This window comes from Pseudovibrio axinellae (assembly GCF_900110875.1).
GTDB lineage: Bacteria > Pseudomonadota > Alphaproteobacteria > Rhizobiales > Stappiaceae > Pseudovibrio > Pseudovibrio axinellae.
Genome location: NZ_FOFM01000004.1, coordinates 66,277 through 89,987, shown reverse-complemented (window position 1 = coordinate 89,987; position 23,711 = coordinate 66,277). Strand labels below are relative to the sequence as shown.

General features: G+C 50.7%; 28 protein-coding genes. 3 read left to right on the top strand and 25 right to left on the bottom strand.

Going from position 1 to position 23,711, the window contains the following annotated elements; all coding sequences use genetic code 11:
• Positions 1-50 precede the first annotated feature (50 nt).
• From BMZ51_RS10765 to BMZ51_RS10645, 25 genes are all read right to left on the bottom strand, one after another.
• Positions 51-866: a hypothetical protein gene (locus BMZ51_RS10765; protein WP_068011126.1), complete on the bottom strand. Its 816-nt coding sequence runs from the start codon at positions 864-866 to the stop codon at positions 51-53.
• On the bottom strand, positions 866-3,097 hold the full coding sequence (locus tag BMZ51_RS10760) for an SGNH/GDSL hydrolase family protein (RefSeq protein ID WP_074882033.1): 2,232 nt from the start codon (positions 3,095-3,097) through the stop codon (positions 866-868). The genes BMZ51_RS10765 and BMZ51_RS10760 overlap by 1 nt, the downstream gene beginning before the upstream one ends.
• A 41-nt stretch (positions 3,098-3,138) precedes the next feature.
• Positions 3,139-5,244, bottom strand: coding sequence for a phage tail protein (locus BMZ51_RS10755; protein WP_068011130.1), 2,106 nt, complete (start codon positions 5,242-5,244; stop codon positions 3,139-3,141).
• Complete coding sequence (locus tag BMZ51_RS10750; RefSeq protein WP_068011132.1) at positions 5,237-5,635, bottom strand: DUF6950 family protein; 399 nt, start codon at positions 5,633-5,635, stop codon at positions 5,237-5,239. The genes BMZ51_RS10755 and BMZ51_RS10750 overlap by 8 nt, the downstream gene beginning before the upstream one ends.
• Positions 5,635-6,213 (bottom strand): hypothetical protein, encoded by a 579-nt coding sequence (locus BMZ51_RS10745; RefSeq protein ID WP_068011134.1) that lies wholly within the window; start codon positions 6,211-6,213, stop codon positions 5,635-5,637. Before BMZ51_RS10745 ends, BMZ51_RS10750 begins: the two co-directional genes overlap by 1 nt.
• Positions 6,206-6,916, bottom strand: coding sequence for a hypothetical protein (locus tag BMZ51_RS10740; protein ID WP_068011136.1), 711 nt, complete (start codon positions 6,914-6,916; stop codon positions 6,206-6,208). The genes BMZ51_RS10745 and BMZ51_RS10740 overlap by 8 nt, the downstream gene beginning before the upstream one ends.
• A complete protein-coding gene (locus BMZ51_RS10735; protein ID WP_068011139.1) occupies positions 6,913-9,105 on the bottom strand; it encodes a phage tail length tape measure family protein in 2,193 nt (730 codons plus the stop codon). The genes BMZ51_RS10740 and BMZ51_RS10735 overlap by 4 nt, the downstream gene beginning before the upstream one ends.
• Positions 9,106-9,108: 3 nt before the next feature.
• On the bottom strand, positions 9,109-9,333 hold the full coding sequence (locus BMZ51_RS10730; RefSeq protein ID WP_068011140.1) for a hypothetical protein: 225 nt from the start codon (positions 9,331-9,333) through the stop codon (positions 9,109-9,111).
• Positions 9,330-9,650, bottom strand: coding sequence for a gene transfer agent family protein (locus BMZ51_RS10725; RefSeq protein ID WP_068011141.1), 321 nt, complete (start codon positions 9,648-9,650; stop codon positions 9,330-9,332). The genes BMZ51_RS10730 and BMZ51_RS10725 overlap by 4 nt, the downstream gene beginning before the upstream one ends.
• A 10-nt stretch (positions 9,651-9,660) precedes the next feature.
• Positions 9,661-10,107 (bottom strand): phage tail tube protein, encoded by a 447-nt coding sequence (locus BMZ51_RS10720; RefSeq protein WP_068011142.1) that lies wholly within the window; start codon positions 10,105-10,107, stop codon positions 9,661-9,663.
• A 16-nt stretch (positions 10,108-10,123) separates the two neighbouring features.
• Entirely contained in the window at positions 10,124-10,552 is a 429-nt protein-coding gene (locus tag BMZ51_RS10715; protein WP_068011143.1) for a DUF3168 domain-containing protein, read from the bottom strand.
• Positions 10,545-10,988 (bottom strand): HK97-gp10 family putative phage morphogenesis protein, encoded by a 444-nt coding sequence (locus BMZ51_RS10710; protein ID WP_068011144.1) that lies wholly within the window; start codon positions 10,986-10,988, stop codon positions 10,545-10,547. The genes BMZ51_RS10715 and BMZ51_RS10710 overlap by 8 nt, the downstream gene beginning before the upstream one ends.
• Entirely contained in the window at positions 10,981-11,319 is a 339-nt protein-coding gene (locus tag BMZ51_RS10705) for a phage head completion protein (protein ID WP_068011150.1), read from the bottom strand. The genes BMZ51_RS10710 and BMZ51_RS10705 overlap by 8 nt, the downstream gene beginning before the upstream one ends.
• On the bottom strand, positions 11,316-11,609 hold the full coding sequence (locus BMZ51_RS10700; RefSeq protein ID WP_068011152.1) for a head-tail connector protein: 294 nt from the start codon (positions 11,607-11,609) through the stop codon (positions 11,316-11,318). Before BMZ51_RS10700 ends, BMZ51_RS10705 begins: the two co-directional genes overlap by 4 nt.
• Positions 11,610-11,611: 2 nt before the next feature.
• The gene (locus tag BMZ51_RS10695) at positions 11,612-11,887 is read right to left on the bottom strand and encodes a hypothetical protein (RefSeq protein ID WP_139201380.1); all 276 of its coding nucleotides are present in this window, start codon (positions 11,885-11,887) and stop codon (positions 11,612-11,614) included.
• A 69-nt stretch (positions 11,888-11,956) separates the two neighbouring features.
• Entirely contained in the window at positions 11,957-13,270 is a 1,314-nt protein-coding gene (locus tag BMZ51_RS10690) for a phage major capsid protein (protein ID WP_068011157.1), read from the bottom strand.
• Positions 13,271-13,283: 13 nt separating this feature from the next.
• On the bottom strand, positions 13,284-14,132 hold the full coding sequence (locus BMZ51_RS10685; protein WP_068011159.1) for a head maturation protease, ClpP-related: 849 nt from the start codon (positions 14,130-14,132) through the stop codon (positions 13,284-13,286).
• Positions 14,129-15,355, bottom strand: coding sequence for a phage portal protein (locus BMZ51_RS10680; RefSeq protein ID WP_068011161.1), 1,227 nt, complete (start codon positions 15,353-15,355; stop codon positions 14,129-14,131). The genes BMZ51_RS10685 and BMZ51_RS10680 overlap by 4 nt, the downstream gene beginning before the upstream one ends.
• Positions 15,352-17,067 carry a terminase large subunit gene (locus BMZ51_RS10675; RefSeq protein WP_068011163.1) on the bottom strand — a complete coding sequence of 572 codons (1,716 nt, stop codon included), beginning with the start codon at positions 17,065-17,067 and terminating at the stop codon, positions 15,352-15,354. Before BMZ51_RS10675 ends, BMZ51_RS10680 begins: the two co-directional genes overlap by 4 nt.
• Before the next feature lie 12 nt (positions 17,068-17,079).
• Positions 17,080-17,556, bottom strand: a complete 477-nt coding sequence (locus tag BMZ51_RS10670) for a helix-turn-helix domain-containing protein (protein ID WP_139201379.1) — start codon at positions 17,554-17,556, stop codon at positions 17,080-17,082.
• 169 nt (positions 17,557-17,725) lie between these two features.
• Positions 17,726-18,034, bottom strand: a complete 309-nt coding sequence (locus BMZ51_RS10665) for an HNH endonuclease (RefSeq protein WP_074882062.1) — start codon at positions 18,032-18,034, stop codon at positions 17,726-17,728.
• Between the two features lie 218 nt (positions 18,035-18,252).
• The gene (locus tag BMZ51_RS10660; RefSeq protein WP_068011168.1) at positions 18,253-18,855 is read right to left on the bottom strand and encodes a transcription termination/antitermination NusG family protein; all 603 of its coding nucleotides are present in this window, start codon (positions 18,853-18,855) and stop codon (positions 18,253-18,255) included.
• Positions 18,852-20,162 carry a helix-turn-helix domain-containing protein gene (locus BMZ51_RS10655; protein WP_068011175.1) on the bottom strand — a complete coding sequence of 437 codons (1,311 nt, stop codon included), beginning with the start codon at positions 20,160-20,162 and terminating at the stop codon, positions 18,852-18,854. Before BMZ51_RS10655 ends, BMZ51_RS10660 begins: the two co-directional genes overlap by 4 nt.
• A gap of 1 nt (position 20,163) precedes the next feature.
• Positions 20,164-20,466, bottom strand: a complete 303-nt coding sequence (locus BMZ51_RS10650; RefSeq protein WP_068011178.1) for a helix-turn-helix domain-containing protein — start codon at positions 20,464-20,466, stop codon at positions 20,164-20,166.
• Entirely contained in the window at positions 20,459-21,601 is a 1,143-nt protein-coding gene (locus BMZ51_RS10645; protein WP_068011179.1) for a DNA-methyltransferase, read from the bottom strand. The genes BMZ51_RS10650 and BMZ51_RS10645 overlap by 8 nt, the downstream gene beginning before the upstream one ends.
• Before the next feature lie 151 nt (positions 21,602-21,752).
• Between BMZ51_RS10645 and BMZ51_RS10640 the strand changes: the two genes are divergently transcribed.
• The 3 genes from BMZ51_RS10640 (at position 21,753) to BMZ51_RS10625 (ending at position 23,312) form a co-directional block, all read left to right on the top strand.
• Positions 21,753-22,013 (top strand): hypothetical protein, encoded by a 261-nt coding sequence (locus BMZ51_RS10640; protein ID WP_139201378.1) that lies wholly within the window; start codon positions 21,753-21,755, stop codon positions 22,011-22,013.
• A gap of 526 nt (positions 22,014-22,539) precedes the next feature.
• Positions 22,540-22,983 carry a helix-turn-helix domain-containing protein gene (locus tag BMZ51_RS10630; RefSeq protein ID WP_139201377.1) on the top strand — a complete coding sequence of 148 codons (444 nt, stop codon included), beginning with the start codon at positions 22,540-22,542 and terminating at the stop codon, positions 22,981-22,983.
• A 74-nt stretch (positions 22,984-23,057) separates the two neighbouring features.
• Complete coding sequence (locus BMZ51_RS10625; protein ID WP_068011188.1) at positions 23,058-23,312, top strand: hypothetical protein; 255 nt, start codon at positions 23,058-23,060, stop codon at positions 23,310-23,312.
• Positions 23,313-23,711: the final 399 nt, after the last annotated feature.

Here is a 23,711-nt window from a genome sequence, read left to right as displayed (position 1 = left end):
TGGCATTCACATCAATTATAAAAAGCGAGAACTGATCTCTTCAGTAAGCGTTACAAATCCAGATTAGGTTGAGCCGCCTTTGACAGCACATATTGCGCGGTGATCTCACTATCATTTAAAACTCGCCGCCACATTGCTAACTGATACATATCTGGGAATTTAGCTTGAGATGTGTTTGCCGCCGAATAATGGCCGATTGCGAGTGTTGTAGATTGAGTAGTAAGAGGCTCCAGTGCCTCTGTAATACCAAGCTCAGCATTGCTGCGAGTAACGATAGTGCCCAGGGTTTTATTATGGACAGTCCAGTTGCTCCCATCAAATGTCAAAATCATAAACACCTTTTGTGCCAAACTTGATTTCTCAGATCCGACATTGATTGCTGCGGCATCAATTCTCGCGCCAACATCGCCGTTACTATGATCATTCAGGATAACACTGTTTGGCCCCCCGCCCGAACCAAAGTCTAGAAAGTTGACATTTGATGGTGTCGAACCGCTAATTTTATCTGCAGGGAACTCAACGCCGGAAAAGCCCCCAACAACCAACACAGAAAATTGCATCGATCCATCAATCGGAATAGTTGGACACTCATAATCTGTCAGTAAACACCCAAGCTCTATGCGAATACCATCACCACTCGATGCTGGTAAAATAATGGACGGGTCCACTTCATAAACCCCTGCGACAATATCATTACGGTACGGTACCAGCGCTGCCCTATCGCCATCAATGCACTCTAAACGATCAGCCCGCGCTCGAAAATCATAGCTAAATTCAAGGTCAGCCCGCTCAACAAACGGAAACAGTGTAGGCAATCCTTGCCCCGTAAAATCTGCATGTGGCAGAGTGAAAACGCTCATCGCCATTATTTTGCCTCCCTCATTGAAACCTTTGCTATTTGGATAACTCCATCGGGACATGAGAGCTTGAATGTAAAGTCGTCGCGGCCTAACGGCTCAGGCAGTAGGGTTATCGGGATCTCTACCCCACGCCAGCATAACGCGGCAAAATCTGATACACGCACACCACCTGTAGCTGGCAAGCTGTCAGCGTGTGAATATTCAACCACCAACGTCCGCACATCTGCCGTGTCTTGCGTGATCAATGAATGAGTATCAAAATCAACACCACCCTCACTGCTATCAATTACCTGTGCAGGATCGAGGCCATAAATCGAGTTATCAAGATACGCACTGGGGAAATACCGCGCCCACACTGTTAATATATAGCGCTTCTCAGCGGCCCCTGCCGCAAGCACAACAGTCTGACTCAGCGTATCGGTTGCTGTAATTTCACAAACCTCAGAGACTGGATTATTTATGTCCAGTGGATTGCACGGCGCGTTATAAACATCAATTGGCGTTAGTGTATTTGGTGACCCTGTCTGCGTCCAGGCAGCAAGGTCACTGGTTGCAACTGTCTGCGTTCCGACCAGCTCCTCGCCCGACACATGCAGCCGCAGTTGCTCTGCGCTTTTGTTTTTGCCGCCGCCCTTATAGCTGATCTCCACATCATGCAGATCAAAACCACCTGATTTATAGAGTAAAAACTGAATGCAATCCTTATTCATTGAGTGAACAAGATCTGCTTGCAATAACTCAATCTCTAAACCAGAACCAACGTCACGCCACGCACCACGCGGCTGATCCCACTTTTCAAGATACTCTGGCGTCGTGGGCAATGTACCTTGTTTTTTCCCTGGAATAGCCGCGTCAATATCCAGCCAATCACGCACATAAACAGAGACACCCGTTGACCCGCTCACTATCAACCGCAGCGCCTCGATGGTCTTAGCGGTACCATCAAGCGTTGCCTCAATAAGAGCAAAATCATCAAATGTAACAGCCTCTCCATTCTCAAGCCGCATGTATTCATCATCAACAAAAACAGGTGAATCTATGTCGCCCGCGTCCAGTTGCTCAAACCGTTCTTTATTGGAGTCATTTAACCTGTAATGGCTCACGCTAAGCTCTTTAAACCGTCGGTACCTGCCGACCTCCCCCGTGTAAAGAAGCTCGCTCATGTCCGATGCTGTAAACTCATCTCGTTTACGGTAGATCTTGATTGAGTTGTCAGGTTTCAATTGCCGCAGATGTTCAAGGATCGGGAGCCAAAATACACCATTGGTTCGCGTGCCAGGGTGACCTTGGTGAAACGGCCCGACGTCCAATGTTCCAATTTCGCGGTTTAGCGTCTGACAATCGATAAACTCAATACCGTACTCTCGCGAAATTTGCCTAATGCCCGACACGGTATCAGCGCTGGCGGGAAACTCTGAGCATAAAATAGGCTCTACACCCGCCGCTTGAATAACCTCAACCAGCCGTCGCAAATTTTCTAGGTAGTAGTTGAGATCAACGTCACGAAAGTCAACATCATTTGTATACGTTGCAACAACTGCATATTTTGCAGATGTACCTGTAAACACCGTCCCATCAACATAGGCCGTTTTGTTGATAATTCTATGCTGCATATCAAGAGCGGAATCCCCGCCCAATGAAAAGTTTCTAAACCTAAACGGTGACATGGCAGACAGGTTTGAAATGTAAGCCTTGTCTTGGAGATTAAATATTCCAGCGGAATAACTATCACCAACAACCACGACTGTATCAGAGTTGGCAACGCTCAGCGTACTCCACTCGCTCTGCTCATCCGGCTCGACCGGGTCAGCGTTGATAGTTCCGACCGAAAGCTTGGGAATATAGATACTCCCATCATGGCGCACGCCGACTACAAGATTTCCGTATCTGTCAGCAAACACAGCCGCATAAACCGTCTCTTGCGCACTACTTTGATCGTATACACCAGTAAACGAATGGATCTGCACCCATTTATCGGCAATATAGTTCCAAATTCCGTTGAGCGCTTCATCACCCTCACCCTCACCCCATACGATCGCCGTCCTTGGATCATTAGGTTCGACTGATACAGGGAGGTCAGACGCTGCCTGCGCAGCTACACCGCCGCCTGCGGAAACACCAAGCGCGATGTTTTTGAGTAGTTCTCGCACCTCAGATTTTTTTACGTCATGCTCCCCGGACGAGGGGTCGCCTTCAACCACGTGATCTCTGAAAACAGTCTCGGAAGTCATTAACATTGCAATGCTCGCCTCGTCATTAGCTTGCGAGATACGCTCGCCTAGGAAACAATCACAGGGCTACCGCTGGCAAGAACCAGATCGCCCCCTACCCCTGCTCTATTCACAGACGACACCCAATAATAATAGGTCCCCGCCACAAGGCCGGTGTCCTCAAAATCCTGATTGGACGATGCTGCTGAATTAATGTGGTCGATGATTTCCGCATCATCAGCGTTACTGGTGGTGCCCCGGTAGATCGCGGTTGATCCAAAATTATCGGAGTTTGGCGTTTTCCATGAGACGATTGCTTGGCCTTCGTCCCCTACAACGCTCACATTCAAAGGGTTCCCCGGTGGGTTCGGATCAGATTGCGCGTATAACGTGATTGTATCAGTCCACTCAGACGCAACCCCGAGCGCAGTCAAAGACCGCATTTTAAAGTTGTAGTACTCCCCCGGAATAAGCGGTGCGGAATACACATAGAGCTTGCCCGATAGCGCGCTATCCCGAACAGCATGCTGGCCATCGGCTTGCTCAGATAACAACTGATAGGTCAGATTATTAGACGCACTCTCAAACGTGGCATAGGCCCGCACTGCATCGCCATCGGCTTTGATTTTAACACTCACATTTTCCGGCAATGGAATAGGAGTTGTGCCTATTTTCTCAGGCAAAGCCGCTGGCTCACCTTCTTCGCTCGCTGCATCAAAATCAAACAGGGTATCAGGCACATGCCGACCACTGATTTCATAACGCAAGTATGGCCGCAAGATGAGTTTCGGACGCCCCGTAATCTCAATATAGCCGCCATCCATGTAGGGCTTGTGTGTGACCTTCACAAAGCGAGATTGCATCAAGCCTTGTGCTGCAAAGTAGTCCACGGTCAACGTTACAAACGCCGCTCGCTTGCGTGTGTAATAGATTTTTTGCAAACGCTGGCAGTGGTTGTGCCGCTGTATAATCGGGTTATCCAGCGTCTCTGATCGCGCATCACCATCAAAAATATTGGTGTTTCCAAAGATAGCCGCATCTTCGGTTGCAAATCCGGTTTCAGGGTTGGTCCAACGACCGCGCACAGATTCCATACGCGAGGCCGGATTTAAGTTCGCCTCGTACGAAAACGCGATAATATCCTTGGTCTGAATATGAATATCAGGCTCAATCCACTCGCCCGCATGGACGGCAAGTTTCCCCTCACCGGTCTCGAAAAGCACTAGCTCGGCAGCCCCCGCCATGTATTTTTGTACGGTGACCGGGTCCATATCAAAATTGCCAAATATCCCGCCAAAGTAACGCGGCTCAAGTTCCCCGGAGCGATTGGTCACCAACTCCCCGCAACAATCAGCAGCACGCGACCAGCTGTCTAAATCAAAATCCTCAAGCGCTTGCTTGCCTCCAAACGGCATGCAAAGGAAATCAAGATAAATCAGTGCCAGATTTTCGGTATAGCCTCGCGTTCCCGTTCGCGGATCATAGATATCATTCTTGCCCTTAATCTCAGGAATTGGAGCTGGCAGACTGTTTGGGTAGATGGTGGTAAAACTCTCTGCATCCGCAGATCGTGCATGCATGTAAATCGTAGCCAGCCCATCGCCCCGATAGTCCTCGCCCCAAATACTGGGAAAAAACTCAGGTAGTCGTGGATATGGCACCCCAACCGGGTCGCCATTGCGTGAGAGCAGCTGGATCACATGAAACGGCCCGTTGACGTAGTATTTATCCGAACCGGCATCAGGGCTATCAACCCCCTCAACAATGCCCTCATCATTAACCAGGGCGCGGATATCATTCAGGTAAAACTCTTCAACGCCCTCTATGGGATGAGATGCCAACACAATGACGCTATAGGCTGTGCCGTCGTGCTCCTCCAAAAACACATAGAACCCGCCTTTTTTAACATGCCCATACGCAAAGCTCAGCGGCGGTATTTCCTGCTTTATTGAGTGTTGCCCGTCAGCTGGTTTTGGAATTATCGCTTCCGAGCCATCAGCAAAAAAACTAGACCCCAGGTAACTCACACCCGCGCTCAACCCCAATGTAAGGGCAGGTCCCACAAGCGCCGCCGCTCCTGCAGCAAGCGTGGCCTGCCCCGCTACAGCTACACCCACCCCCGCAGCTGCATTTGACACAGCCCAGGCAACAGCAAAAGCAACAGTCTCAACCATTCACAGGCCCCCACATTTTAAGGCAGTATGCGTGCGTTGGAATGAACCCCTCACGCATACGCACCAACCACGCGCCGCCATTCCAAATCGCGCCCCATTGGCGCAGCGGGTTGTGTGTACTGCCCACAACGCCAATTACACCGCAAACCCGCTTGGAAGTTTCAGGGATGCCAGCCAGTCCAGCGCATTCACCAACCAGCTCCACAAGCCCACCACGTTTTTCAGCAATCGCGATAAATTCCGCGTTGGTTTGATACGTGCCGCGCAAATGTGCCGCCCCGTCTGGGTGGCCACACGCAACGGCCCAATCAGCAAGCACGAGACAACAGTCTGCGGACCCGAGAAGAAAAGGCTCCCTCCCGCGCAGTGCTGTAAAATCTTCCAGTTTCATTAAACCCTAGGCCACCGGATTTTTTGAATTCGCATCAACGGCACGCGCTCACAAAATTGGTCTGGTGTTCCAGCCGGGTTAAGGACAGCAGAGCGCGCCTTCTGATTTACATCAGACAAAACTGCCTGATCGTTCATACGGCGCAGTAGAAACCGATTGGCGAGCTTCATTGTCATGCGGTAGAAAATGCTGCCGTCCTTCCTCATTTCATCAAAGAAGAAATCCACAATTTGCAGTGTTTGAATGACGCTCGGCGGGGCGTCCAACGGCTGGTCGTCACCATCACAATCTTGAATGAGCACCTGAAATTTTGACCCGATCAGATCCTTTGCGGTCATCTCATCAAACCCGTGATCATAAATGATTTGCGGAACCCCTTCCAGTGAAATGTCCCTCGTCACAGCCTCGCCCGCAAACGGAAACTCAAGCACGTCAAGCGCATCTGAGGGTATCTCACCAGCACCCCGCCACCGGTTGCCATCGCGGTCAATATACGGCCCGCTCCCATCCCAGATACGAATTTTCCCATCAGGAAAATCGATGAATATAAGCAGCTTGATTGATTTTGCTCTAGCCATATTCTTCCTCGGCCAGCTCCTCCCAAACCTCAAGCGCCTCAACAAATTTAAGGCTCACTTTAGCAATCCGGCTCAGCGGCATCACAACATCCATTGCCCTGTCATCTGTGAGTTTCATCAAGCAACCGGGTTCCGTTAATTCCAGCTCTGCCCCAGCTGGAATCCGCCGGCGGATCGCAGGAGATATCGGCACTTCAAACACCGCGTCAGATTGGGAACGAATAGCCCCACAAAGGTAGAGCGCCCACTCGTGAGAAAAGTGCAACCCTGCCGGGTGATCAATCCCATAATCAACCCGTATCTTGACAACCGTTTGCCCAATCTCAGCTGTCTCATGCATATAGGCCCGCATTGTGCTTGAGCGATAACCGGCCCCATCCGCAAAGCTAGACCCGTCCGCATGGCCGCTCACACCAGCAGCGCTGTAGTTTTTCTGTGCCATCCACTGGCTAAACGAAAGCGCCACCACACCAGCACGCCCGCCAATGGATTGGCTCAGCGCGTGCCATGAGCGCCATTGATCAGCCTCACGAGCATTCAGGATAATATCATTCACCTCTGCCCGCCAAAAACCACGGTCAGTACGCGTCACACGCTCAACCCCTGAAAGAGCTTGCCCACCTGAGCGGTTAAAGTGCACCAGATGAAACGCAGGCGCGGACTGCGAACGAAACAAACGACGAGGCCATTCAATAAAGTTCATCGGTGATCCCCGCCCCCCGTCATATGATGATTTCTCATATCCGGCTGCGTGTAAGGCCTGGATTGCTGAGCACCTGCCCCCGCAATAGCTGGAGCAGCCTGCGCAACAACGTTGCCTGCAACACTCTCAACCATCGGCTCAAACATATCGCTGGCCTTCACAATCACATGCACAGTTGACGAGCTGCTTCCACCCCCACCGCTCAGTGCATGGTTCGGAATAATCGTAGCTGGCCCCACAATAGGTTCGGGACCGTTCTCACCAGCAATGCCCCATTTGCCCGCACCAAGCGTTCCACCGCTGGCAAAGAACCCGCCAAAGCTAGAGAGTAAACTTGAAAGCATGTTACCGCTGGTACTGCCATCAGGTGCACCACCAAAGGCACCGCTCAACAGCGTACCAAAAGCGTCCTGAGCTGCCATGCTTGCAAACTGCTTTGCAAGGCTTTCAAGCACTTCACCAAAGTTCGCCCCTTCAAAGGCGAGAGCTGTAAAACTGCTCGTAAGCTGCTGGTTCAATGTATTCATGACTTGGGTGTTGTGGGATGCCTCTTCCAACTGTGCTGTCAACCCGCCAACGACATGCGCTCGTCGTTCAATTTCTTCACGCAATGACAACCCAGATTGCAACGACTTCTCATCCAGATCCAGCCCGTGCGCTTTTGCCGTATCAAGCAATTTGTATTTTGTAGTCAGCTCTGCAACCCGATCACTGGAAAGGTCCAGCATCTCAATCTGGCGAGCCAGGGTGGTTATATCTTTCTCACCAAGTCCGATTACATCGGCTGAGGAATAGCTCTTTTTTTCCTTTTTCGCAGGGCGCATCCCAGCTTCAATGCGGGCTAACTCTTTTGCCTGCTCAATATAAGCTGTTCTGTCCTTCATGAGCTGCTGGTGGTTTTGCCGCCCTTGAGACCCGCCCAGTGACAAAGCCGCTGTATCAAATTCGCGTCCAGCTAAAGCTCCCGCCAATCCCTGCGGATCATCTTTGTACTTGAGTTTGATGTGTGCTTCTTCCAGCGATAGTGCGCCTTTTGCCTTCATATCAGCAAGAGCATCCGCCGCACGGCTGATTTCCTCAGCCATATCAGTGGCAGATTTCGAGGCTTCTTCAAACGACACACCTTTGGCTGCATCTTCAAGCCGCTCAGTCGTTCCAACCGCCTTTCGAGCAATGCTTTCAAGCCGCGCCATTTCGTTGCCAACCTCAGCTAAATCAGCATCAGGCAAGCTAGTCAGAATTTCGCGCATTTCTGCAAGTGCATCGGAGACCTGCCCCATATCGCTTGCAACCCGGCCCGCTTCCACTTGTTCAAGTAAAGCAATCCAACGTTTGATTTTCTCAGGAGATTGCTCAAGTTCTGCATTCAGCTCTGCAATCGCCTCGCGGTGCCCCTCAATCCCAAGCGCATCGCGGGAGCGCTGCCCGGAAACCGGGTCATTGAGCTGCTCAAGCTTATGATAAAGCGCTTGCACACGGTGGACCTGATCTTCAAAACTTTGGAAAGCACCATTCCCGCTAAGTGTTTCATCAAAGAACACACCAACCGATAGGCTGGCTTTCTTAACTGCAGCTTTCGTATCCAGTTCGCCAAGCACTTCTATCAATTCAAGAACAGCATCAGTAACCTCGCCATACTGTTCTTTAACATCATCCAGACCGCTGGTTGCCATTGCCTTGATAGAGCTGTTTGCACGCGAGATTGCACTGTCAGCCTCAGAAAACGCCTTAGAGAACTTATCTACGCTGGTCGCTGCATCATCTGCACCGCTAGAGGTTTGCATCAAGAAAGCAGCTATCGGAAAGCCAAGGCCTGCAACCATGCCAAGAATAGGCATGAGAATACCAATACTGCCCCCCAACGCCCCGAACCCGGCAACCAATTGTGGGATTTGCTGCCCCATCACACGCATCGGGTTGGTGCCCATTTCCATCTGCACAGCCATATCAGCAAACTGATTGGTGGCGTTTTGGAGAGCGAACCGGCCACCTTTGGAGACATTGAAGAAGCTTGTCATCTCCTTACCAGCTTTTTGAGCTGATGCCCCAGCCGCATCACCGACACCCGTGACCGACTTCTCAATCTGCCTAGCCTTTTTACGGGCATCAGCTTCAGCACGCGCCAGTTGCTGGGCAAATTTCTTGTCGGTGATCCCGAAGGGAATAACCAGACCTGAGTTTTCGCTCATCTATCAAAACCCTTCTATGCCCAGATCCCGCAGTCGGCCGTCAGAAAAGGCTTCACTTTGACCTTTCTTAGTCTTGCCGCCATGAGTTTTATTGTAGCCCGCAACGCAGGACATAAATTCCCACATGCTCATTTTGTCGATTTGTGTTGGAGTGAAGCCCATCGCCGCACCAGACCCATAAAACTCTGAGAACTTCCAGCGCTCCCCGCTTGGCTCACCCCGGCTCACTCCCCCACAGGGTCGTCGACCTCACCAATCAATGCGTGAGCAAGGACCGCATGCGCAGTCGGCTTTAAAGCAAACGCTCCATGAACCTCAAACATACGAGCCACCAATGGTCCCGCTTCCTTGCTCTCCATCCCCCCACCGATCAGGCCCTGTCGCAAGGTTTCAAGCAGGTCGTCGACAAACCACGCCCCCGCCGCTATCCGAGACATAACTGTTTGAGGACCAGCGTTGCAGGTTTGCTGCACCGCACGAAGTTGTCCAAGGTTCAGCACAAAATCATGCTGCCCCCCAACCCAAGGTAAACTCTTAGCGTCCATGAGATTACCCTCAGGCCTTTACAGTCAGCTCTGGAATGCCACTGAACACAATTTCAATTGACGCAGTCACACGGCCTTTCCCATCAGAACGAGCCTGATTAAGTTGGACAAGGTTTGCTGGGCCGCTCTCGGTTTCAACATCACCAGATGCTGCAGCTGTATTACTAAGGCGCACCGGTTTGTGTTTGCCAGAGTAAAACCAACTCATCATCTTGCCATTGGATTCCGCTGCCCACGTCCCATCGCCTGAAGCCATGACTTTAATTGACTGCACATCGGTCAGGATTTCATTCGGCTGGCTTTCGTCCTCGCAATCAAGAACTTCCGTTTCAGCCGCATTGCCTGTTCGCGTAATATTTACGCCCTTGATGCCACAAATCTTACTAAACGTTCCGTCCTCATCAAAATCGACCGCAAGGACCATTTCTTCAAAGCGTTCTGTTGTTGGCTTCGCCATCACAAACCTCTTTTTGCTAGTGAACTTGAATTTCAAATGAGAAGTGTAAGACACCATGCGTAACCCCTGTTTCGGGGTCAGGTGTGATTGTGTGTAATGAGAGTTCTGAAATCACGTTTCCATAGCTAGGCAAAGGCAGCTCTGCACCATCCAGTACAGCCCGCACCGCAGCCATGATCTGTTTAACGTGAACCCTGCCGGTCTTGCGCGACCAACAATCAATCTGAAGCGTAGTTTCTTCTATTAAAAAACCGTCGTGGCGAGCAGGTACATTCATTTCAGCACCAAGGCTGACATATCCGTCTTTCACGCCCCATGGCGAGTTCGCCTGATCTGAGGGCACCTTAACGCTGTCAAATACGTCATGAACAAACTCAAGGACCGTCTCATCTGCCGACAACGCCGCAACAACAGCCTTTTGGAGTTCCAGGTCAGGACTACCCATTGTTCAACGCCTTAATTTCCTTATTGATCCTGCGAGTGAGACGACTTTTTGCTCCACGTTTTTGCGTGCGCCATGCCGGATAAAAATATGGATTTGCTTTCATCTCACGCGTGCCAAATTCCTGAAGTTTGGCGTTCTGGAATTGCACACCCCGTTTATTCGTAACAATCGTTTTTTTATTGCCAGCATAAATCTTTATGTGCAGCCAGTCCTTGCCGCCTCCAACCGTACCAAACAGCACCGCGCCTTTCGGCAACTCTCCCCAAGTCCAGCCAATGCTGTCACGCAATTTCCCCTCATGCTCAGGGACCAAAAATTTCATTTTCTGCACAATAATGTCCGCAGACTCTTCAAGTGCCTCCATCGCCGCCCGCCGAATACGCTCAGGCACGGTCTTAGTCATAAACCTTTGAAACGCTTCTTCGCCCTTAACCATCAATTTCACCGCTCTCACAAGTCAGCTCAAAACACAGATGATCATCACTGGGCACCTTGGTTCGGACTGCATAAACGGTTCCAGTGATAAGGTCTTTCATGCGCCAGCTCGTCTGGATTGCCTCAGTATCTGGTGATCGCCAGATCGTAACGACAACCGGCTGAATACCTTCAAGCCGTGCCCCGATAACGCTTTCACCTCCGCGCAGATACCGAAAATGCGCCCGCACTTCGAACTGTGTCTCGTACCCAGCGGTTTTATTGCCATACCCGTCAGGGCTTGAAACCAAAGCCTCAAACGCAACAACCTCCAGCATTGTCACATCGTTCATCCGGCCAAGTTCCTGTAAGGTGCCATCATCACTTCATAACCAGGTGGTAGTCGCGCAGTCCCTGTGCTGGTTTCGCCGGATCTTCCCCTATACAGCGCGTGTATATGTATCGACAAAGCAGTCTTGATTGGTTCTGCAACACCATCTGGAAATTCAACACCAAAGTCACAGCGCAGGTAGCGGCCTGCGTATGTCTCTGCGGTACGAATTAAAGATGTGAGCAGCACGTCATCGTAGCTATGAGAAATACTCAAATGCTGTTTGACTTCTTCCAGTTCGATCAGAGACACGGTTAGTCTCCATTGACTGAAGGGGTGATTGCGTCCTCTTCGCAGGATTGTGCAGGTAAACCAGCCTGTTCATTTTTGGGGCCAGTCAGATCCAAATACTCAATCTTGTATTTGCGCACATCTTTTGCAGTAAGCCGTTTCAAAGGTGCGTTCTTGCCATCAAGCAAGGGCTCAATTGCTTTTTTAACCTTGCGGTCTTTCTCATTCACCTTGTAAACAACGCCAAAACGCAACATCCCAATTGCAGTCCGTCTTGATGAATTAACTCTGATAAACATGCCTCACCTCCTAAAAATGGCTCTGTACTCAGATGACTACAGAGCCTTTCGTGGCCTCGTTATCCAGCACTATGAGAAGCTGAAATTGCCAGTTACCATTGCAGCTGGTCGCTTGTGCGCAAGAGCAACTCGCTTTCGAGCCTTCATCGTCAGCATGTCTTCAATGAAGTTGGTATCGTGCTCGCTTGAGATAAGAACCTCTGTTTGCTGGCGATCATAATAGGTTGCTGCAATTGCCAGATCACCCGTCAGCCACTCTCCAGCACTCATAGAGTTGGATTCAGCAACATCCTTGCCCCACAACATCGGGGTCGACACCGCAGACGCATTTCCAAAAACATAACGGCCCTGACTATCTTTCAAAAGGTCAATTGCTGCCCAGTCGGTTGGGTTGAGGACGAATGAAGTTGCGATGTAATCCGCCAAGGCAACCTGCAAAATAGCGAGCCGCAATCGATCAATTCGGGTTTCATTTGGTAGGCCAGAAGCTGCACTAAACGCAGATGCCTCACTGAGCAAACCGGTCAGGTTTTCTCCAGCGCCATCACCTGCGAGGATTTGCTTTTCCTCTTCCAGATCCACACCGTAACGAAGTTCCGTGTCAATCTCCGTTTGCAGGAAGTCTGCATCAACAAGTGCTTCCTCGGTTATATTGGTGTGATGACCAATCTTCTTGACTTCAGCAGAGGCCTTTTCCCAACCAAAGCTGGATTCCGGCATTGCCGCCCCTTCTGCAACCATCGCAGCATTGTTATCGCGCAAGACCTGCTTGCGATACTTCACAATATCCGAGTTGACCTTACCCTGTGTGAGAAGCTCGCGAATAAGCAATCGGCGGCGCGGCATACGTACCGGGTCGCGGTCTTCGTCCTGATAAATCAGCCCACCACCAGACCCTGCAGCCGTTGTAACCGCGTTTGACACAACAATACGCAGACTGCCCTTTGCCCCATTATTTGAAAAATTCTTAATCTGGTCTTCTTCTGCAACAAAGGCTTGGCCAAGCGTCATAGGTCTTGCAGATCCAGCAGGGTTCACGCCCTCCGCAACCTGCTGTGCAATTTCAAGAGTCTTTTTGTCCAGCCCTTCCAGGGAGCTTTGAAGTTCAGTGACTTTTCCATTTAACGCTGTTTGTGCGCTCAAGAGCTTATCTGAAGCTTCTTTAGTTTCCTGAGAAACCTCACCTGATTGTTTTGCTTGTTTTAAGGCATCTTCAGCCGTGGCTTTGACTTTGTCAGAAACATCATCCAGCTGCTGGCTCACCTTTTTCAGCAAATCTTCAGTGGTCATAGCATCGGCACGAACTGAGCCAACAACAGCATCAGGACGAGCAAGGGTAAGTGCTGCCAAGCAAATGGCAGGCATGAATGCCTTCATCTTCATAAGTTTTCTCCGATTAAAGGGAAGCGATCTTAACTAGGAGTTTTTCCACTCCTGCGTGAACGGCAGCGCCAGACATGCCGGATGGAGCAGCGCCAGACGTGCTCCCTTTCAGAGCCGCACATAGTGAGCGGCGTTTTGATTTTGGTATATTGAGACGTGTCAGCAGAATATCGAGTTCTTTTTGAGCTGCATTTGGCGAGGGCTTATCAGAAGCTTGGCTAGGAGCTTGGTCGACCTCATCACTTGCAAGAAGAGCATCAGCAAACCCTTGCTCAACAGCAGTCTCACCATTGATCCAGGTCTCCTTGTCGAGCTGATTGCCCAGCTCTTTTTCCGAGATCTTCGTGCGTGCGTGATAGATGCTGATTGCAGCCTCATCAAACGGCTTCAGCCAATCGGCAACCTCTTGGAACGCATGACGATCACCGCACGCACATACCCAGGTGTTGTGGATCATAAAGAAAGCTGCACGCCCGATCTGAATTTCGTCTGCCGCCATTGCAATGACTGAAGCCGCCGAAGCTGCAAGCCCCAGGACCTTTATGGTCACTTTGGCTTTGTGCTCGCGCAAAAGATTGTAGATCGCCAGTCCTTCAAAAAAGTCGCCTCCAGGACTGTTGATTGAAACCACCACATCCTCGTCGCCAATATTGCGTAGCGCCGCAGCAATTCGTTTCGCTGTGACCCCGTCATACATCCAACTTTCCCCGATTGGATCAAGGATAGAAATGGTATTTTCGCCGTCCTCACCAGCAGCTGCTTTTAGATCAGGATTCCAGCGCTGCCGTACGCTTTCAGCAATCGCACTTTGAAGACCTTTCCCAGCCAACACCGGAACATTTGGCAAATTGCGAATGCTCATTTGTCTTCCTTTCCAAGCAAATCAACCAGTCCCATAGAGGTTTGAACCACCAACTCATCACTGTTGCCGCCACGCCGTGGCAGGTTGAGCTTGTCGCGCCCCTCATCACCAGACATAAAGCCACCCATGCGCATTTTCAGGAGGAAGTCGCCTTTGGCCTTGCTGTCCATTTGCAACATTGCCTCGCGGTTATATTCCACGTACCAACGCCCACGCTTTTCAACGGGAATGAGATCTTTCAGGATGCGGGCTTCGTTTTTGACGAGCAGCGGATTGATCCCGAGCGAGAGCCAGGACAGCATCACCGCTTCAACACCACTGCCCCACATGGTTTGGCCATCTGCTGAGTGACCGATCACAATCGGCGGGACCCCAAACCATCTGCAAACATCTTCAACGCTAAAGCGCCGCGTTTCTAAAAGCTGCGCATCCTCAGGATTTAACTGAAGCTGCTGGAATTTGAGACCGGATTCCAACGTCAAGGTTTTACCTGCTCTGCGCGATCCAATGAACGTTTCCAGCAGCGTCTGAAGTTGAGATCGTTGGTTTGCATTGAGGCTCTGATCTGAGGTCAGAACGCCCGCAGCCATCATTGCATTAGAAAAAACACTGCCTGCGGTCTCATCAGCAGCTAATGCCGCCCCGATTGAGTTGGCCCCATATTTAATGGCGCTCATCCCAAGACCATCACCAGCTCCAAATCCGCGCATATGAAAAACTTTATCGGCAGGCATCTTGCTCAGCTTGCCCCTGTCAGTCACTTCATATTCCAGCCCGTTGTTCTGATTTCGTCGAGGAGTAACGTTTAACAGTGGCCTTAAGCCGACAAGGTTTGGGCCGATAAACAACCTCTCGGCGAAAGCGTTACCACGCAGCGTCATGTGCGCAGTCATCCCCTCCCAGAACTCAACCGCCGTTTGCTCCCTGTTTGGGCTTGCACACAAGATTTCGGTCAGATCCTCTTCAATTTTCACGCGGCTACCAGCAGTCCGTTTTTCGTAAAGCGCCAAAGGAAGGGTTGAGATCACCTGCGAAGTCTTGCGAACACAATCCCAAACAGCAGAAAACGCCAAAGCAGAGGACGCATTAACAGTTTTGCCAGCCGCAGAAGAATGACCGCCCCCAGACCAGGCGTCTCCCCCGTTGAGGTTGATCCATCCAGACTCGCCAGATTGCAACTCTTGTCGGATTCCACGTATGGCTGCTTTGAAAATTCTGATCATATAACCATCACCGGATTGCTGAGAAAATCATCCAAGCCATTGCCTTCGGCCTCTGGATGGCGGCTCATAAGATCAAACGCGTTGAACGCTGCTGTGAGCGGGTCAATCTTCATGGAACCGGAGGCTTGCTTGGTCACATAGTCGGCATTGCCGCGCTTTTCGGTTTTGGCGTTGGAAACACACCACGCCATCATCCGCGAGCCTCCATGAACCAGAGATTTATCAGCAAGCTTTCGCGCCATGCCTTTGGTAACACCGGAAAGCTTATAGCCTTGAGGCACACCAACGAGCTGCTCTGGCTTGACCTCACGTTCAATCAATTCATCAACGATTGCCGCAACCCCCACCGGATCAAGCCCGATTGCATACTCTTTCGGGAACAGGCCGCGATCCAGAGCTTGTTCTATGAAGTCAGCGACAATCGGGATATCGTCTGCAATATCAGCACAGATAAACAGATCACCGTCTTTTTCAAAATCCTGTAGAGCTGTCGCGATCTGTTTGCGTTTTGCCAGCGCACTCTTATGGCAACACCCGCAAGCCCACAGCAGCCATCTGCTTTTCTCCGTCTCGCTCTCTTTTTCGCGCCCGATAAAACAAAGCCCTAAAAGATCATCCAGTCCGCCGCCATCTACGCCAGCAGTCACAACTTCACATCGATCCAGAAACTCTTCAAAATCACGAACGACAGTGAACTCAGCAGTCTGCCAGTAATCAGCTCCAGCCCATCGATCTCGTCGCAGATTCATGCCGATCGGCACATTCAGGTGCTTGGCAAGGAAACTTTGCTTGTCCTCTTCGCCAGTGCCATCCATGGCCTCGCGCAGTTTGGATTCCAGCCAGCTCTTACGAACGGAACGCCCAAGATTAGGGTTGGTGATGTAATAGTTTTCCGGCTTCAGGTACCCCTTGTTCTTGAGCATTGCTTTCGGGAACTCGTAGAGAACTCCAAGCCGCTCAGGATCGTGAATTTTCCCGTCACGCACATCCCGGTAATATTCAAGCTTGCTCTTCCAGACCCCTGCTGGCGGCTCATCAGAATGCGTGGTCAGATAAACAACAAATCCTTCCGGGCGAGCAATCAATCCGCCAGTGGCCTCCTGCAGCATGGCTGCTGCCTTTGGTTTCTTGCCAAATAACCAAAGCTCATCAACCAGAACAAAACCAGCTTTTTTGCCAGAAAGCGTGTCGCTGTCAGCAGCCACAATCTTTAGGTTTGAATTTGTGGTCTCATGTTTGATTGTTCGCAGATGTGTACTCACCTTGAGGATTTTTTCGAGCTCTTCGTCGTACGACACCATCGCAGCAGCTGGTTCAAAGCAGTTGTTGGCCACCTCAATGGTTGGAGCCAACAGCAACAACTCATTAAGGTGACGCCAGTTGCGAATAAGCGCCGTCACCATGATCCCAGCAGCAATAGTGGACTTGGCGTTTTTCTTAGAGATCAGGAGCAGGAACTCACTGATCAACCGCTGCCCTTGTTCCGTGTCATAAGCTCCAAAGATCGCACCAACAAAATCGAACACCCACTGGTCGCAGCACTCACCAAATGTCGGCATGCCCGGAACATCAACCACCTTGAGCGACTTGAAGACATTCAAAGCCGCCTCTGCTTCCTCTGAGAACAAAGGATCGAAGGGAATGAGCGATTTCCCTTGAACAATCCGTTGTTCCCAATCCACGCAGGCGGTTGACCAGTGCTGAACTCTCATGACAGATCTTTCTTAGTTGATCAGTTGAGGAGCTTGGGGAGGTGCATACTTCCCGTCATAGGTTTCCGCCGCTTGTTTCCGTTTTTCTTTTTTGCCGAGCGCTTTTTGGGATGCTGCAGGAACACTCTTTCCACGATTGGCAATCGCTTCTGCAAGCTTGGCACGGTCAGAACTCTCAAGCCGTGAGAAAATTTCCCTGATCGCAGACACTTTCCCGTCTTCGGCAAGATCCATGAGCTTCCCCAGAAGCTTGGCTTCTACCCTCGCCCGAGCATCATCCTTGACCTTGAGCTGACGAAAATAATTCTTGCGCAAAGTGGGTGCTGTGATCCCTAAAGCTGCTGCAATTTCATCCTGAGTTTTTCCAAAGGCGAGTAACTGTATGACAAGTCTACGCTTTTCGTCGCTCACCATATGGGGTGGACGCCCTCTTCTCCCATGTCCCTCAGGGATTGGGTCGCCTAGCAGGTCAAGTTCGAGGTCGGCCAAAAAAAAATCTCTCAGTTATATTGGGGCGGGTAAGGGGTCAAAATCCCCTGGACTTTCACCCTACCCCCCCAAATGTCCTATTTGCCTCTGTTTTCATCGGTATTTCTACCGATTATCAGCATTTCAGGAATTGCCGATCAGATCCATTTTATCTATATATTTCAATATATTAGCCTCGATTTCGTCGTGCCTTTGCCGTTTTCCGATTGTGGCACCACGTACAAAGGCACTGGACATTGCCTAGGTCGAGATCAGCACCGCCGTCTTTCCGCTCAACGATGTGGTCAGCGATCAGCTTGTGCTTTTGTTTTGAGAAGTCCTTGCCGCAAGCCTCGCAGACATAGCCGCGCAGCTGCTTGATGTAGCTCGCCAGCGCTTTCCACTCGCGTGTCAGGTAGAAAGGGTCGACTGCCTTGGGAGCTTTACGAAGCGTTGGCTTTAATGAAGCCAGCCGTGGCGATATTGATTTGAGAGACAAAGCCCTATCAACCCCAAACACAAAAAAGGTCCGCCCTATCAGCGAACCAGTTAACGCACCACGTGCCTGTCAAAATTCCATGAAAACTCTTAGCGCCAACTCCGCCCTAAAGCGTCTTGTGTTGACTGGGTCTCGTGTCCAGGTCGCTCTGTTGGTTTAGCGGGTTCTAGCCGCTCAGGCCCCGGAGATTCACGTGATCATCCTGAGGCGCATCATGATTAACGCAGCGACACTTTGTCAATAGGTACGAAAGCATTCGCCGTTCTCCCGAACGCCTCAACCTCCACTCGAACCCTCTCCCCGCCCTGCTGGATCTCGCGAACGACACCCTTCAGTTGAACGCCAACTCCAGCCACCAGCATTACTTCATGACCAACGTTAAAGAGCTGACCCTTAATCAGTTTCCGCCCGACCTCAGCCTCACAAGCAGTATCTACAATCCGAAGCAGCTCACGGACAGGAACGCGATGTGGAGCGCCTTCCATTGTTGCTGAAAGAATTTTTTCCACACCATCACATTTTCGAACCAGATCACAGGTCTGACCAGCGTTCGCATCCAGCCCGACAAGTAGATATCGTGGAAACATCAGGCAGCTCTTAACGAAACGCTTCTTCGTGACTTTAACAGTTCGAACCTCTGTCATCATCGGCAAATAAGCAATCACGCCAACCGCTCTGATACTCTCAAATGCCCGATCCTCACAATTCGGGTTGGTTTGCACCACGACCCACTCTAGCGAACTGCCTTTGATCAACGAACGTATAAACTGGTAGTTCCGCTCTAGCGTGCGTCTTTCGTCATTTGCCAAAGTCACCGTCATTCAGCCGCCTCCAAATTCGTGGTTTCAGTCAAGCCCCGCACAGCCGCCTCAAAGCTCTCAAGCGCATCCTGCACAGCCTCCAGTGGGGTTAAGTGTTCACCACTCACAAGACGCGGCATCCAAACCCATTCAGGCATATCCCGATCAGGCCCGAACCATGGCCAGCCACGCTCATTGTGTAGCTGCTCCCAAGCCCTCCAAACGTCAGACCCGACCTTGACCACTTCAAATTCATCACCAAGTGGTTCCATCGCTTTAGGAACCTTAACCGGTTTAGCTTTAGCTACCCCCTTGCCCTGCATGTCCAACACATCCCGCCAGCCATAAATCATGCGCCGGTCCCGCTTTTCCTTCTCAGCCTCTTCGCCGCCGCGCCTTAACCTTTCCTCAATAAACGCAGGGGGTTTTGGATAGTCTGCTTCAGAAACAGGCGGAGCCAGCAACACCGAAAATCGATTAACGCCCCACAGTTTCCCAAATGGTGCTGCATTCGCTACCGCTTCACCGGTTCCCGTTCCACCAGCCATTTTCGGTAGCAGCTTCCACCGCTTTTCCTTGAGATACGTCAGCAGCGAGCAAATCCTGGTACGCCCTAAATCCTTGATGTGTTTCTCATAGGCTTTCGCCAGCTTTTCAGCCTGATTCCGCTCCTCATCGCTCAACCGAAACCACAGCCGCTCAGCACCCTCAACGCTATCCCCCGCTCTTGTTGGCCAACGTTCATGAACCTTTTTCAGCCTTCGAACCCACGTTTCACGAGAGACTTTGCCGCTATTGGTAGTTTTATCATTTCCAATCTCACGCGCACATTCTCTCTCTTGGATTGGTATTGGATTGTTAATTGGATTGTTCTTATCTTGGTCCACCTCGTGCACCACCTTAGGTCCACCACGTGCACCACCTTCACCCACCTCGTGCACCACCTTTTTTAAGGGAGGTGGTCCACCACGTGCACCGCCTTCTTCCTCTTCATCAGCACTTTTGACCATACGCTCAGATAAGCTTGGCGCATCCAAATCACGCTCAGGCCACCGCGCTGAATAGTCCCTGCGCTTCCACTTTTGCCCTCGAAAACCGTGCTGAGATACAGTGATCCAACCCGCACCTTTCGCAAGTTCAAGATGCTTCATCACTGCGTTTTTGCTCAGGCTGCTATGCTCCATCAAGTGCTCAATTGTTGGGTAGCAACTCTCGCCCATCTCGTTCATGAAGAGCGCCAGAGTATGCAGCACATGCTTGGTTGTTGGAGAAAGGTCAGACCGACTGAAAGCCTGCCGCCAGCTCCACGCCTTGTGGCCTTTGCTCATATCACCCCTCCAAGTCCATTTCAGGAAACTTAAGCGAGTACTCATTGCGCTTGAGCCTTGCCCCCGTGCCGTCATAGCGCTGCGCACCGATCCAACCAGCCTCCTCTGCCAGCTTCAGGTGCTTAATCACAGAAGGCTTACTCAACCCCGTTCGCTCTGCCAAAACCCCAACGGATACCGCTATGCCCTGCCCAACACGGTTTGCGAACAGGCTTATCGCAAACAGAACAAGGCGCGTATTCGCCACCATCTGGCTTTGCGAAACCCCGCAATGCCATTCATCAACATTCCGAAATTCACGCATTGCAAACCTCCATTGGCTCAAGCTGGGAAAACAAAGGGCCCAGACCATCGTCTGCAGCGGCTCCATGAGATTTTAATTCCGCTGGCCCCATCCAGTCCTTCTCAATGCGCTCTTGCGCAATCGCTGCATACGCTGGATTGAGTTCAATCAGGATCGCCCGCCTGCCATGGCGCAACGCGACTAAGCCAGTCGTGCCAGCGCCGCCAAACGGGTCCAGGACAACACCACCTCGCGGACATCCCGCTTCAATGCAGCGTTGCGCTAGTTCTGGTGGAAAGGTTGCAAAATGAGCGCCGGGGAATGGTCGCGTTGCCACATTCCAAACTTCAAGCGGAGCAGGCTCATAGTTGCGAAGGTTCCGGCCATTGGCTTGCTGGTCTTCTTTTGTCATTTGGTCCCAACGAGTATCAAACCCGGCGTGCCGCTTGCTGTGACCACGCTGTTTATCCGATACACGCTTGTTTCCTATAGCCTTGCGTTTCCCCGCCTTGCTGCGAGTGTAACAACCACCTCGAAAACCATCCGCATCTTCATCACCAACCCGCCCTTGGCGCACCGCTTCCTTGTCGTAAAAGTAGCGAGGCGACTTAGTCAGAAGCCAGATCTTCTCATGAGCAACCGCAGGCCTATCTCGAACGCTCTCCGGCATAGGGTTAGGCTTTGCCCAAATAATCTCACCACGAACCCACCAACCAGCATCTTGCAACGCAATTGCAAACCGGTTCGGTACCATGCAAAGGTCTTTGGGTTTCAAGTTTCCTTGGATGGTTGAAAATGGCTTTTGCGTAAAAGTACGGTCATCACCTTTGGTTCGAATACGCCCGTCATTATCCGCCTTATGCCCCGCAGGAGTCGTCGCATAACAATCGCCATAGTTAATCCAGCAAGTGCCGTCAGGTTTAAGAACACGCCTCACCTCTTCAAACACCTCAACCATCTTGTCGAGATGTTCTTTGAGCGTTGGCTCAAGCCCCAATTGCCCGTCAACACCATAATCGCGAAGACCCCAATAAGGCGGAGAGGTCACCACGCAATCAACTGAGTTGTCAGGCATTTCACGCAAACGGTCGAGCACATCACCCAACCGAATTTCGCAGGGTAAATCAGAAATAGAGAGAACGTCAGGAGAGGTCATGCAGCAACCCTCCCCGCGATTTTCGTTGATAGCCATGCCGAGGGCGCTGTGCTGAAATCAGTTCTGCGAAAAAGTCGGAGGCCCTGCTCAATGCGCCAACATGGCAAAGCCTCCAGCACACACTGGCCAGCTTTGGAAAGGAACAGCCAGCATGAGTAAGAAAAATGAGTTTGATGAGATGCAATTACTGGAACTAACGCTCGAAGACAGTACGAATGCTGAGATAACCTCTGCCATCTTCGCAATGCTAAGCAAACAACAGCAAAATTTGATCGTAGAAGGCCTCGAACAGAACCGAGACATTGCCGCCACCACCGAAATTCAGCCTGTCCGCGAGATCCGCATGAAAATATATGAGAAACGTCTTCAAAGACTGAAAATGATGCAAGAGCATGAGGACGAACTAGCTTAAGCATCTTTGGTTTGCTGGCAGGGCTTTGCTCTGCCAACTGATTATGAGGAAAGGTCATGCAGCGGTTTCTCACCGCGTAACGCGCAAAAGTTATACAATATACATCAGATTTGAGCACCACACCACCTCCCCCAAATAAATGCGTTGCGTGACAAGGTGGGCGGTAATGAGGGAAACACCTCTCAATACCGCCGCCTTCTTCCAATCAACTCTTGGCAACAGGGAGGTTTACATCACCGATCACTTGCTGTTGCTCCAACATGAAAAGCTGATATGATCTTTCAAGAACGGCAGTTTTCTTAGAAAAACCATCCCGTTCAACGCGAGAGACGCAACTTTGAGAGCATCCAAGCGCACACGCCATCTCAAATTGAGTAAGCTTAGCTTTCATTCGAATTTCGGTAGGCTCTAGCATCGCTACAAAATCCCGTGGGTATTAAAATTACTCGACACGTGTATTTTCAATGCCAGATGCATAACCCAAAGTCAACACCTAATGCATAAAACTGATTGGCACTGTGGAGCCATGGAACCGCACGAAAGACTAAGAACAGCCCGCTTCAATGCAGGCTTTAAAACAGCTACAGCCGCCGCCAAGTCTCTTGGCGTCAACGTTAGCACCTACTCAAGCCACGAAAATGGCTCTAGGGCATTCGGTCATGAAGAGGCAGCTCACTATGCCCGCCGGCTCAAAACATCTCCCCAGTTCCTTTTGTATGGAGAAGGCCAACCACGCGAAGATATAAAACCAGTCGCTGACGACCTAACACACAACCTGCTAGGTGAAATGGCGAGCAACTCTGACAGACCTCAAACTGATAAGCTTGACTTAGAGTTATTCTTAAAGTCTTTTGAAGAAGGAATAAGACTTGAAGAGCAGATTCTTGATGGCAGGGGTAGCATTAGAGATTTATCTATTATAGTTGAGAATATTTATAATGCAGCGAAGAATAAAAAAACTGATAAGTGATATTTTCTAACTTATGGATACTGTCGTAAAGTTTATCTATGCGCTCCAGCCATAAGTACTTAATGAGAGACCATATGGATAACAAAAGCGCACTATCACTGATCTGGCATCGTCCAACCTTCTCACACAAAGAGGAGGTTTTGGACCTACTTAAGACCGCCGAGAAATACGATCTAATCACACCGCTTAAGATGATGTGTGTTAATCTTTACGACTGCCCTTATATCGACTTACTAAGCGAAAAGCGGCAGAAAGAAGTAATCAACGCATTTCGCCCCGCACTGGTTCTGGCCTACACACAACAAAAACAGGAGCAGGAAGTTGCTTGAGTATACAGAGAGGCGACCAGCCACCGCACTCATACTCGAAGAGTTAAGCACAACAGGTGCACAACTTTTGCACATTTGGAATAAATCCAATGGGCACCTCTCACCTGACTTCATTGATCACGCACGCAAAGTGTTACTCATGGCGCCACCAGCCACCCCCAGCGACAGCCCTGACATTATAATGATAGGCAATGACAGCTTCGCGCGTCACGTGTTCGGGGCGGAATGGGCGCAACACCCAACCAGCGCCAGAAAGGCGATGTCACGCACATATCGACAGCTGGTAGCAAGCAGTTATTGGAATGCGTACCGGTCTAACAGGCCAATTTTTGACCTGATCGGAGCCAACATTTCCGACGAAAACTATCGCGAGTATTGCCGGTTAATCCTGCCCGTACA